The following is an 11,728-nucleotide window of genomic DNA, read 5'->3' on the forward strand; positions in this document are numbered from 1 at the left end:
CAGGGGACGACGGGTCGTCGGCAATCGGAACGGGCCGGGCCCGTCCGACGTCACAGTTCCGCGGGGTCCACCAGGAATCCGGCCATGTCGGCGACCTCGCCACCGACGTCCGACTGCACCTCGCGAGCGATGGACCGCACCACCTGCGCCGCCCGGCCGCGGGCCACCCGGTGCGCGAAGGACGGTTGCTCGGCCTCCAGCTCCTCCAGTTCCGGCGGCTCCCAGGTGACCCGGTAGGCGACCACCTCGCCCTGGGTCCACTCCAGACCGTGCAGCACCAACGGCAGCTCGCCCTCGGTCTCGGCACGGACCGAGACAGCACCGTCCGCACCCAGATCGATCAGCACCCCGAAGCCCTCGGCGGCCGGCGGGTGCGCGACCATCCACGCGTCGAAGGCGTCCGCCTCGGCATGCAGGCGACGCCGTTCCTCCGGGTCCTCGACCCCGATCCCGGCGTCCGGTCGTTCCACCAGCACCTGACCGGTGTGCGTCACGGTGGGCAGCCGCTCGCCGGTGGTCACGGGGGCGTCGGCCCGGGCCTGCGGCGCCACCCGACGGGCGGCGGCCAGCACCACATGCGGCTCCACCCACCGGTCGCTGAGCACCGTCAGGTCCAGCGCGGCGTCCATCTCCGGCACCAGCACGGCGCCGGTGTCGGTGCGCACGGCACCGCCGAGCCGACGTGCCACATCCACCAGCCAGCGCAGCACCCGACCTTCCTCGCGGACCGGCTGCTGATCGCCGAAGGCCCGGCGCAACCCGTCCCGATCACCGCCGATGGCCGGGGTGGTCGCGCGTTCCCGGGGCACGTCCACCGGCCAGGCGGCGACGATGTCACCCGGCGCCCCGAGCCGGGCGGCCACCGCGGGCTCGACCCCGAACGGGCCGGTCAGGGTGGACAGCCGTCCGAGCCGGAGCACGCCGGGAGTGGGCTGGGCGGCCGAGTCGCGCCGACTCATCGGCACTCGGGGCGGGCGCTCCCACCGCGCCGCCGCGAACCGACTGATCGCGAGCACCTCGACCTCCTCCGCCACCACTCCCTCCGGGAGCAGCAGCAGGTGGCGACCGGGCGCGGGCGGGTTCTCCGGCCAGCTGGTGAGCCGCGGCAGCGGGATCACGCGCTCACACCTGGGTGCGGTGGAAGTTCTGCCAGGACCGGGAGGCGGTCGGGCCGCGCTGACCCTGGTACCGCGAGCCGGAGGCGCCGGAGCCGTAGGGCCGCTCGGCCGGGGAGCTGAGCCGGAAGAAGCACATCTGACCGATCTTCATGCCCGGCCACAGCGTGATCGGCAGCGTCGCCACGTTCGACAGCTCCAGGGTGACGTGGCCGCTGAACCCCGGGTCGATGAACCCGGCGGTGGAGTGCGTCAGCAGGCCGAGCCGACCCAGCGACGACTTGCCCTCCAACCGGGCGGCGATGTCGTCCGGGAGGGTGACCTGCTCGTAGGTCGAACCGAGGACGAACTCCCCCGGGTGCAGCACGAACGGCGCCTCCGGGTCGACCTCGACCATGCGGGTCAGGTCGGGCTGCTCGATCGACGGGTCGATCATCGCGTAGCGGTGGTTGTCGAACAGCCGGAAGAACCGGTCCAGCCGCACGTCGACGCTGGACGGCTGCACCATCTCCGGCGTGGACGGGTCGAGGACCACCCGCCCGGACTGGAGTTCGGCACGGATATCGCGATCGGAGAGCAGCACGGGCCCACGGTACCGGTCGCCCCCGCGCTCCCTCAGCCTCGGAGCGTCACTCCTCGGAGGTCGACGGGGCCCATTGAAGCGGTTCGACCGTGCAGTACGCTGTCCGCCATGGGTGCGTGGGAGCGCTCCCGCACAGCAGTCAGCACACCACTCCGGAAGGCGCAACGATGCGGTTCGGCCACTTCGACGACGAGGCACGCGAGTACGTCATCACGACGCCGCACACCCCGTATCCCTGGATCAACTACCTGGGTTCGCAGGAGTTCTTCTCGCTGATCTCGCACACCGCGGGCGGCTACTCCTTCTACCGCGACGCGAAGATGCGCCGCCTGACCCGGTACCGCTACAACAACATCCCCGCCGACGACGGCGGCCGGTACTTCTACGTCAACGACGGCGGCGACGTGTGGACCCCGGGCTGGCTGCCGGTCAAGGCGGAGCTGGACCACTTCGAGGCGCGGCACGGGCTGGGCTACACCCGGATCACCGGTGCCCGCGGCGGCCTGACCGTCGACACGCTGTTCTTCGTCCCGGTGGAGGAGAACGCGGAGATCCAGCAGGTCACCCTCACCAACGACTCCACCGAGTCCAAGACCGTGCAGCTGTTCTCCTTCGCCGAGTTCTGCCTGTGGAACGCCCAGGACGACCAGACCAACTACCAGCGCAACCTGTCGCTGGCCGAGGTCGAGGTCGAGCTGGACGGCCCGCACGGGTCGGCGATCTACCACAAGACCGAGTACCGCGAGCGCCGCGACCACTACGCCGTCTACGCCGTGAACACCCGCGCCACCGGCTTCGACACCGACCGGGACAGCTTCGTCGGACCGTGGAACAGCCTCGGCGAGGCAGCCGTGCCGCGCGCGGGCAAGGCCACCGACTCGGTCGCCTCCGGCTGGTACCCGATCGGCTCGCACCAGGTCGAGGTCACGCTGGCACCGGGCGAGTCCCGGTCGCTGACCTACGTGCTCGGCTACCTGGAGAACGACCACGAGACCAAGTGGGCGCCGGGCAGCGACATGCAGCTGATCAACCGCGACCCCGCGCACGAGCTGCTGGCCCGCTACGCCACGACCGAGCAGACCGAGGCCGCCTTCGAGCGGCTGCGCACCTACTGGGCCGACCTGCTGGGCAGCTACACGGTCAGCTCCGGCGACGAGAAGCTGGACCGGATGGTCAACATCTGGAACCAGTACCAGTGCATGGTCACCTTCAACATGTCCCGGTCGGCGTCCTACTTCGAGACCGGCATCGGCCGCGGCATGGGCTTCCGCGACTCGAACCAGGACCTGCTCGGCTTCGTGCACCTGGTGCCGGAGCGGGCACGGGAGCGGATCATCGACATCGCCTCCACCCAGTTCCCGGACGGGTCGGCGTACCACCAGTACCAGCCGCTGACCAAGCGCGGGAACAACGACATCGGCTCCGGCTTCAACGACGACCCGCTGTGGCTGATCCTGGGTGTGGCGGCGTACATCAAGGAGACCGGCGACTGGGCGATCCTGGACGAGCAGGTGCCCTTCGACAACGAGCCCGGCTCCGAGGTCCCGCTGTTCGAGCACCTGACCCGGTCCTTCGACTTCACCGTCCAGCACCGCGGGCCGCACGGGCTGCCGCTGATCGGCCGGGCCGACTGGAACGACTGCCTGAACCTGAACTGCTTCAGCACCACCCCGGGCGAGTCCTTCCAGACCACGGAGAACCAGTCCGGCGGCGTGGCCGAGTCGGTGTTCATCGCCGCGATGTTCGCCGCGATCGGCCCGGAGTACGCCGAGCTGGCCGAGCGCCGGGGCCTGACCGAGGTCGCCGCCGCCGCCCGCACCGCCGTCGAGGAGATGCGGGAAGCGGTGCTGGCCCACGGCTGGGACGGCGAGTGGTTCCTGCGCGCCTACGACTTCTTCGGCAACCCGATCGGCACCGACGCCAAGCCGGAGGGCAAGATCTGGATCGAGCCGCAGGGCTTCGCGGTGATGGGCGGCATCGGCGTCAACCCGGAGAACACCGCTGACCCGGCCTCGCCGGCGGTCCGCGCGCTGAACTCGGTGAACACCCACCTGGCCACCGACCACGGCATGGTGCTGCAGCACCCGGCGTACACCAGCTACCAGATCGAACTCGGTGAGGTGTCCACCTACCCGCCGGGCTACAAGGAGAACGGTGGCATCTTCTGCCACAACAACCCCTGGGTCATCATCGGGGAGACCGTGGTCGGCAACGGTGCGCGTGCCTTCGACTACTACAAGCGGATCACCCCGGCCTACCGCGAGGACATCTCCGAGGTGCACCGGCTGGAGCCCTACGTCTACGCGCAGATGATCGCCGGCAAGGAGGCGGTCCGGCACGGCGAGGCGAAGAACTCCTGGCTCACCGGCACCGCCGCCTGGAACTTCGTCGCGGTCAGCCAGTACCTGCTCGGCGTGCGCCCCGACTACGACGGCCTGGTGGTCGACCCGCAGATCGGCCCGGACGTGCCCTCGTTCACCGTCACCCGGACGATCCGGGGCGCCCGGTACGAGATCGCCGTGACCAACTCGGGTGCCGCGGGTGCCCGGGCGGCGATCACGGTAAACGGCGCGGCCATCGACGGCCGCACGGTGCCCTACGCGGCGGCGGGCAGCACGGTGCGGGTCGCGGTCACCGTCTGACGACGCAGCACGACGCACGGCGCGAGCGCCTCGGGGATTCCCGGGGCGCTCGTGTCGTCCTAGCGCTCCCCGGCGCGCGTGGCCGTGGCCCAGAGCGCCTCGAACCCGTCCCGGGTGATGGTCCGCTGGAACTCGTCGTCGACCAGGTCCTCCACCGCCATCGGCTGGTCGGACAGCCCACCCCGGTCGTCGACCATCGCCTCGAACCACGCGTACCGGCGCGCGTCGGCTCCCTCTCCGTCGACCTGCCGGATCGGCCAGAACTCGCCGCCGGGGCCGGGTGCGACCTCCCACGCCTGCGACGTCCCGGACAGCTCCGGGCCGATCGCCAGGTAGCGCCGGTCGGCCCGCACCGCCACGGAGCGCAAGGCCGTCGCCGCCCGCACGAGGGCCGCACGGGCGTCGTCGTCCAGCAGCACCCGGTCCGGGTCCACCGACGCGGCGGTCGGCTCGAACCTGGTCATCCCACTCCCCCGCCGACGGTGCTCCCACTCGCTCCGCGAACCCGTTACACTGGTCGGACGCGCCCAGCAGGGCGCTCGTGCGGATGTAGTTCAATGGTAGAACTTCAGCTTCCCAAGCTGATAGCGCGGGTTCGATTCCCGTCATCCGCTCCGCCGAAGGCCCGGACCCCCACGGTCCGGGCCTTCGTCGTGCTGCCGCCGCGGTGACGAGCCCCCGCCGTCGACGCCTGCCGCGTGACACTTTGTGCCTGAGTTCACGAACTTGGGACCATCGACCCCTCCTGACCACATGGTCGGTAACCGACGATTTAAGTGATCCGTCAGGGATTCGGCGCTTCATCCCCCCGGTCGCGCCGCCGCACCACAGAGGACTCGCCATGACCACCACCTTCGACCACGTCCTGAGCCCCGGCAGGATCGGCGGCCTGGAGCTGCCGAACCGGATCGCCCTGGCCCCGATGGGCACCGAGATGGGCACCCACGAGGGCCTGATCACCGAGCGCGAGATCGCGTACTACACCGAGCGCGCCAAGGGTGGCACCGGGCTGGTGATGACCGGCATCTCCGCCGTCTCGCAGGACTACGAGGTGATCAACCCCGGTCTCTGCCGGGTGGACACCGACGACTGCCTGCCGGGCCTCACCGCGCTGGCCGCCTCGATCCACGCCGTCGGCGGGAAGATCAGCCTCCAGCTCACCGCCGGGCTCGGCCGCAACATCAACAACGTCGACCCGGAGCGGCTGCCGATCTCCGCCTCGGACAACCCGCACTACGCCCGGCCCGACGTGCTGTGCCGCCCGCTGGAGGTCGAGGAGATCCGGGTGATCGTGCAGCGGCACGCCGAGGCGGCGGCGCGGGCGCTGGCGGCCGGGATCGACGCGATCGACATCCACGGGCACACCGGTTACCTGGTCGACCAGTTCATGTCCCCGGTGTGGAACCGGCGCACCGACGAGTACGGCGGCTCCACGGAGAACCGCTGCCGGTTCGCGGTCGAGATCATCCAGGCGATCAAGTCCGCCGCACCCGGACTGCCGGTCAGCTTCCGACTGTCGGTGGACCACCGGTTCGAGGGCGGGCGCACCGTCACCGAGTCGCAGCGGATCGCTCAGGTGTTGGAGGCGGCCGGGCTGGACCTGCTGATCGCCGACGACGGTTCCTACGAGGCGATGGACTACGTCTTCCCGCCGTACTACCTCGGCGACGCGTGCATGGCCCCGGCCGCGAAGGCGATGAAGGAGGTGCTGTCGATCCCGGTGATGGCGGTCGGCAACCTCACCCCGGAGAACGCCGAGGCCGTGATCGCCGCCGGTGAGGCCGACTTCGCCGGGATCGGTCGCGGGCTGATCGCCGACCCGGAGTGGGCGAACAAGCTGCGGGCGGGTCGTCGCGGCGACCTGCGGCCTTGCATCCGGTGCAACGCGATGTGCGTCGGGCACGCGTTCTTCGCCGAGGCGCTGGGCTGCGCGGTGAACCCGCAGGTCGGCTTCGAGCGCGAGCGGGTGCTGACCCTCAGTCGACGCCCGCAGCACGTCGTCGTGATCGGCGGCGGACCGGGCGGGCTGGAGGCTGCGCGGGTCGCGGCCCAGCGCGGGCACACCGTCGACCTGTACGAGAAGGGCAGCAACCTCGGCGGCGTGCTCTGGCCCGCCGCCACCCCCGAGTTCAAGAAGGAGCTGCGCGGGATGGTCGGCTGGTGGGAGCGGCAGTTCACCGACCTGCCGGTCACCGTGCACCTGAACGCCGAGGTCACCGCCGACTCCCCGGTCCTCGCGGACGCGGACGCGATCATCGTCGCGACCGGCTCGCTGCCGATCGTGCCGCGCGGCATTCCCGGGATCGATGGCCGGAACGTGGTCGAGGTGCTCGACTTCCACCTGGGGACGCCGGTCGGTCGCCGGGTGGTGGTCGCCGGTGGCGGGCTGTCCGGCGCCGACTCGGCCCTGGAACTCGCCCAGGCCGGTCACGAGGTGACGATCGTGGAGATGGCGGACGAGATCGCCAAGGACATGATCGTGATCAACCGGATCACCCTGCTCCGCCAGCTCGCCCAGCACGGGGTGCGCATCCTCACCGGGCACACCGTCACGGCCGTCGACGACACCGGGCTGACCGCCACCGACCCGGAGGGTCGCCCGGTGCACGTCGAGGCGGACACCGTGTTGTCGGCCTTCGGGGTGCGGCCCAACACCGCGCTGCCCGAGGCGCTGGCCGGCCGCCCGCACGTGATCCCGGTCGGCGACTGCGTGCGCCCGGCCAAGGTCGGCGAGGCGATCAACGCCGGGTTCATGGCGGCCTTCGCGCTGTGACCCGACCACCCGCACGCCCCGGCAGCGGGGCGTGCGGGTGCCCACTCGTAGCATCGACCCCGTGATCCTCGTCGACCCGCCGGCCTGGCCCGCCCACGACACCCTGTGGTCGCACCTGGTCTCCGACCACTCGCTGGCCGAACTGCACGACTTCGCCGCCGCCCTCGGCATCGGCCGGCGCGCCTTCGATCTGGATCACTACGACATCCCCGCGTCCCGGCACGGCGACGCCATCGCGGCCGGTGCCACCCCGCTCGGCGGCGGGGAACTGACCCGGCGGCTGATCGGCTCCGGACTGCGGGTGCGCGGCCGGGACCGGGCGGTGCTCAAGGATCTGCGTCGACGCTGGCTGAGGCTCCGGCCCGACGACCATGCCACCGTCGACGACCTGCTGGTGCGATGGCGGGAACCGCACCGCACGTACCACGGCCCCACCCACCTGGCCGAGACCCTGGCGGCGCTGGACCGGCTCACCGGCGACGGTGCGGTGCCGACGGGCGACCGGGACGCCGCCGAACTCGCCCTCTGGTTCCACGACGCCGTGCACGACGGCGACACCCCGGCGGACGAGGAGGCGTCAGCCGACCTGGCGCTGCGCGTGCTCGGCGACGAGCGGGTCGCCACCCTGGTGCTGATGACGGCGCGGCACGAACCCGACCAGCAGGATCCGGCCTCCGCCCTGGTCAGCGACGCCGACCTGGCGATCCTCGGCGCCGACCGCGGACGCTACGACGAGTACACCCGGCAGGTGCGCGCCGAGTACGCGACGGTGCCCGACGAACGGTTCAGGATCGGCCGTCGGGCGGTGCTGGAGCAGTTGCTCGGGTTGCCGTCGCTGTACGCGACCGACCGGGGCCGGGCACTGTGGGCCGATCGCGCGCGGGAGAACCTGCACCGGGAGCTGGGCGCGCTGGCCACCGGCTGAGCAACGGCCCGGCCGGCCCGGCGGGGTGCGCGGCCCCCGCTCCAGCGCGGCGGACCGGCTCAGATCAGCGGCGGCACATCCGGCGCGAGCCGGCGTTGCAACCCCGATCCCAGGGCGAGGCCGGCCAGCACCCCGAGGCAGATCGCGACCATCGAGACCCCGGTGGTCACGATCGTGGTGACCGCCTGCGCGCTCGCACCGTCCAGGGCCGAGGCCACCCCGACCAACCCCAGCGCACCGGGCACCAGCACCCAGAACCCGGGCAGGAAGGTGACCAGGAACGGCGGTCCGGTCGGTCGGGTCGCGGCGACCATCGCCACCGGCGTCATCGCCAGCGCCCCCACGAAGGACGACACCGACGCGCCGAGCAGCAACCCGCCGACCACCTGACCGGCATAGGCCACCACCAGCACCAGCGTGATCCACGGCAAGGCGGCGGTGCGGGCGTCGTTGTTCAGCACCACCCCCACCGCGTACACCAGCACGCCGATCCACGGGGCCGCCCAGCCCAGCGGATGACCGCCGCTGCTGCCCATCTCGGTGGACGGCACCCCGACCAGCCCGGCCGCGGCGGTGATCCCGAGCGCCAGCAGCACCAGCTGCATCACTCCGGCCGCCAGCCGCGCCGAGCCCGCGATCATCTGCCGGGTCGCCAGGTCGATCACCCCGGTGGTCAACAGCGCGCCGGGCAGGAACGTCACCAGCGGACCGATCAGCGGCGCCAGCAACCCGACCGGCAGACCGGTGCGGACCAGCAGGAACACCGGCACCGCGACCAGGAACGCGCAGGCCCCGGTCAGCAACCCCTGGTAGACGGTCGGCATCCGACGGGTCAGCCGCGTCACCACCGACACCACGCCACCCAGCACCGCCGCGAGCAGCACGTCCAGCCATCCGCCGCCGAGCACCAGCGACAGTCCGGCGGCGACCAGCACGTACCCGAGCGCCCGGCGACGACCGGTGGACGGCGGCGCCGATTCCAGCACCGCGGCCAATCGGTCCAGCCCTTCGGCGGGCTCCACGTCGCCGCGGACCGCGTCCTGCGCCAGATCCAGCACGTCCGCCACCTGATCCAGCCGCAGTGCCTGCGAACCGGCGGTCGCCACCGCGGTCCGCACCGTCTGGCCGTCCGGCACCGACACCATCAGTGCGGTCGGGAAGGTCACCACCGCCGTGCCGGGCAACCCGTTCACCGCGGCGATCCGCTCCAGCGTCCCGTTCACCTGGGCGATCGGCGAACTGCTGTCCACCATCGCCTCGCCCAGTCGCACCAGGAACCGGACCGTGAGCTGCGGGTCGGCGCCGGTGCGCGCCCGCGACCCGGCCCCGGGCGACACGGGGGCCACCTGCGGCACCGGAGCGGTGGTCCCGGCGGCGCGATCGTCGGCGTCGCTCACCGCGACCAGTCCGACCACCTCCGCACCCGCCGGCTCCGCACCCCCGTCGCCGTCCGGGAATCCGGCCCCGGCCGGGTCCGCGTACTCGGGTGCGGGCACGGTCGAGGTGGGCACCCTCGAAGTGGGCACCGTCGAGGTGGGCACCCTCGAAGTGGGCACTGTGGACGTCTCGGCGGTCGCGGGCATGACGGGCTCACCCTGGGCCGCGGCCTCACCCTGACCGGCGGGCTGGCTCTGCGCGGCCGACTCACCCTGCCCGGCGGGCTGGCTCTGCGCGGGCGACTCACCCCGCGCGGCGGGTACGGCGGGTCCTGCGCCGCGCGAGCGGGGCGCCAGCGCACCGGACCGCCACAACCACACCAACCCGGCGGCCACCGCGACCAGGATCAGCGCCGCGACCAGCACCATGCCCCAGGGCAACCCCGAGTCCACCGCGGCCGGACGGCTGATCCAGCCGGGTGCCGGCACGGTCGTCGTGCCGGTCGGCTCGGGGGTCGGTGTGGCGGGAACGGTGCTCTCGGGGGTCGCGGACGGCGCCACCGTCGGCTGCTCCTCCGGAACCGTGGTCGGGGCCGTGGTCGGCTGCTGCGTCGGCGCGGGTGACCCGGTGGGCACCGGCGTGCTGCTGCTCGGTCGCGGCGAGGGCGTCGCGCTGGGGGCCGGGTCCGGGGTCGTGGTCGGCAGGGAGGTCGGCACCGCCTGCGGGTCCACGTCGGGGTTCCCCGGGTCCACCACGGCGGTCGTCCGCCCCTCGACGGCCGAGCGTGCGTCGGTCCGGGCATGGTCGGTCCCCAGGCGCGCACCCACCGCCGACCAGTCGACTGCGGCGATCACCGGTGAACGCCGAAGCCGTCGATGCCCTCGGGCTGCTCCACCTGCACCTCGACCCCGGTCACCCGACTCGAGCGCGGCCCGGTCCGCAGCCAGTCGACCATCGCCTCGACGGCGGGGCCCTCGCCCTCGACCACGGCTTCCACCGTTCCGTCGTCACGGTTCGCCACCCAGCCGGAGACGCCGAGACGCTCGGCCTCCTGAGCGGCGGACCACCGGAAGCCGACGCCCTGGACCCGGCCCCGGACCACCACCCGCCTGCGCTGCATCCACCTCTCCCCACACCCGACAACCGCTTCTGCGAGGCTACCGGCGGCTGCCCAGGCTGCCAGGCCGGGTCGGTGACGGTTCAACGTCCACACGCTCCCGGGCCCATGACCTGCATGGACGGCGCTTCGTCCCCCGTGGTCGCCCACAGTGTGGATCAACCTGTGGATAACTCGTCGACAACCTGGGCGTTGTGGGCAGATCACCGCTCCGGCCGGCCGCCCGACGCGGGTGGTTGTGCACAGTCGGCGGCGACCATTCCTCGGTCCGATACCGCGTCGGAACTGCTGGCGTCAAGCTGACCTCCGACGCGCCCGAGCACCGACCGCCTCGCCGCGTGTCGCACCGGAAACCCGCTTTCACCTGGGCCGATGCCGCCCGGTAGTGGGCGTGACGGCGACTGCGGAAGGTACACCCCTTGTGCGCTCGGGTGGCAACCCCTTGGAGCCGACTGTTTCCCGCGCACACGGTTATCCACACGCCGTCCACAGCTTCGCCCGTTCCTCACGGGACCTGTCCACAAAGCTGTGGACGAAATCTGTGGATAACACGCCTCTCGACACGCCGAGCAGCGGGCGTGAGGCAGCTCTCAGGCGCCGATGTCGTGCAGGTGGTGCACCACGTCGTGCAGGTAGTAGGCGCTCAGCGTGCTCACCGTGAAGATCGACCCGTTGGAGCGGCGGCCGGTGCGCTGCCACTGCCCACCCGACACCTGCTCCAGCGACCGGGCGAAGGCCTCGGCGGCGTCCGCGAGCTCATCCGCCACCCGGCCCGGATCCTGCAGGTCGTACCGGTCATCGCGAGCGGTGACATCTTGATCCCAGTTGGCGAACAGCGGGTCGTCCTCGGTGAGCATCAAGGCCAGCCGCTCCGCGAAGATCCGGTGCACGTCCCGGACGTGGGCGCCGTACTCCAGCGCGGACCACACCGTCGGGGCCGGGCGCACCGTGGCGTCCCGCCGCCCGAGGGCCGCCCGATAGCGCGGCACCAGGTCGCGGGTCGTCGCGGCGATCTGCTCCGCGGGCACGTCCTGCGCGCCGAAGCCGCACTCGGTGCACCGCTGGTCCAGGACCCAGGTCCAGTCCTTGGCATCGGGGGCGGCGGGAACGTAACCGGGTGCGGGCTGGTCGGCGGCAGTCATAGCGGCACGGTAGGCGCGGGCGCGGGTGATCAACAGCCCGGTATCGAGCACCGG

9 protein-coding genes and 1 tRNA gene are annotated in these 11,728 nt (G+C 72.1%); 4 read left to right on the forward strand and 6 right to left on the reverse strand.

Going from position 1 to position 11,728, the window contains the following annotated elements; genetic code table 11:
* Positions 1 to 50: 50 nt before the first annotated feature.
* Positions 51 to 1,118, reverse strand: coding sequence for a hypothetical protein (locus HGK68_RS15400; RefSeq protein ID WP_246260429.1), 1,068 nt, complete (start codon positions 1,116 to 1,118; stop codon positions 51 to 53).
* A 4-nt stretch (positions 1,119 to 1,122) separates the two neighbouring features.
* Positions 1,123 to 1,698: a dCTP deaminase gene (gene dcd / locus HGK68_RS15405; RefSeq protein ID WP_169166757.1), complete on the reverse strand. Its 576-nt coding sequence runs from the start codon at positions 1,696 to 1,698 to the stop codon at positions 1,123 to 1,125.
* Positions 1,699 to 1,865: 167 nt separating this feature from the next.
* On the opposite strand from dcd, the gene HGK68_RS15410 reads away from it, so the two are divergent.
* Positions 1,866 to 4,340, forward strand: coding sequence for a glycoside hydrolase family 94 protein (locus HGK68_RS15410; RefSeq protein ID WP_169166758.1), 2,475 nt, complete (start codon positions 1,866 to 1,868; stop codon positions 4,338 to 4,340).
* 59 nt (positions 4,341 to 4,399) lie between these two features.
* On the opposite strand, the gene HGK68_RS15415 is transcribed toward HGK68_RS15410, so the two are convergent.
* Positions 4,400 to 4,804 (reverse strand): hypothetical protein, encoded by a 405-nt coding sequence (locus HGK68_RS15415; RefSeq protein ID WP_169166759.1) that lies wholly within the window; start codon positions 4,802 to 4,804, stop codon positions 4,400 to 4,402.
* Between the two features lie 79 nt (positions 4,805 to 4,883).
* Here HGK68_RS15415 and HGK68_RS15420 point away from each other — a divergent pair.
* From HGK68_RS15420 to HGK68_RS15430, 3 genes are all read left to right on the forward strand, one after another.
* Positions 4,884 to 4,954: transfer RNA gene (locus HGK68_RS15420), tRNA-Gly, on the forward strand.
* Positions 4,955 to 5,181: 227 nt separating this feature from the next.
* On the forward strand, positions 5,182 to 7,113 hold the full coding sequence (locus tag HGK68_RS15425; protein WP_169166760.1) for an oxidoreductase: 1,932 nt from the start codon (positions 5,182 to 5,184) through the stop codon (positions 7,111 to 7,113).
* Between the two features lie 61 nt (positions 7,114 to 7,174).
* Entirely contained in the window at positions 7,175 to 8,038 is an 864-nt protein-coding gene (locus HGK68_RS15430; RefSeq protein WP_343036939.1) for a DUF4031 domain-containing protein, read from the forward strand.
* 59 nt (positions 8,039 to 8,097) lie between these two features.
* Here the strand turns inward: HGK68_RS15430 and HGK68_RS15435 are convergent, their stop codons facing one another.
* The 3 genes from HGK68_RS15435 to HGK68_RS15445 all read right to left on the reverse strand — a co-directional run bounded on the left by HGK68_RS15435 (position 8,098) and on the right by HGK68_RS15445 (position 11,674).
* A complete protein-coding gene (locus tag HGK68_RS15435; protein ID WP_169166761.1) occupies positions 8,098 to 10,269 on the reverse strand; it encodes a threonine/serine exporter family protein in 2,172 nt (723 codons plus the stop codon).
* A complete protein-coding gene (locus HGK68_RS15440) occupies positions 10,266 to 10,535 on the reverse strand; it encodes an acylphosphatase (RefSeq protein WP_169166762.1) in 270 nt (89 codons plus the stop codon). The genes HGK68_RS15435 and HGK68_RS15440 overlap by 4 nt, the downstream gene beginning before the upstream one ends.
* A gap of 587 nt (positions 10,536 to 11,122) precedes the next feature.
* Positions 11,123 to 11,674 carry a DinB family protein gene (locus tag HGK68_RS15445; protein WP_169166763.1) on the reverse strand — a complete coding sequence of 184 codons (552 nt, stop codon included), beginning with the start codon at positions 11,672 to 11,674 and terminating at the stop codon, positions 11,123 to 11,125.
* Positions 11,675 to 11,728 lie beyond the last annotated feature (54 nt).

The organism is Cellulomonas taurus, from assembly GCF_012931845.1.
Lineage (GTDB): Bacteria > Actinomycetota > Actinomycetes > Actinomycetales > Cellulomonadaceae > Cellulomonas > Cellulomonas taurus.

Bases quoted from the DNA above. Each gene is read 5' to 3' on its own strand.
- HGK68_RS15410 (WP_169166758.1), top strand. From the start codon at position 1,866: ATGCGGTTCGGCCACTTCGACGACGAGGCACGCGAGTACGTCATCACG.
- HGK68_RS15415 (WP_169166759.1), bottom strand. From the start codon at position 4,804: ATGACCAGGTTCGAGCCGACCGCCGCGTCGGTGGACCCGGACCGGGTG.
- HGK68_RS15425 (WP_169166760.1), top strand. From the start codon at position 5,182: ATGACCACCACCTTCGACCACGTCCTGAGCCCCGGCAGGATCGGCGGC.
- HGK68_RS15440 (WP_169166762.1), bottom strand. From the start codon at position 10,535: ATGCAGCGCAGGCGGGTGGTGGTCCGGGGCCGGGTCCAGGGCGTCGGC.
- HGK68_RS15445 (WP_169166763.1), bottom strand. From the start codon at position 11,674: ATGACTGCCGCCGACCAGCCCGCACCCGGTTACGTTCCCGCCGCCCCC.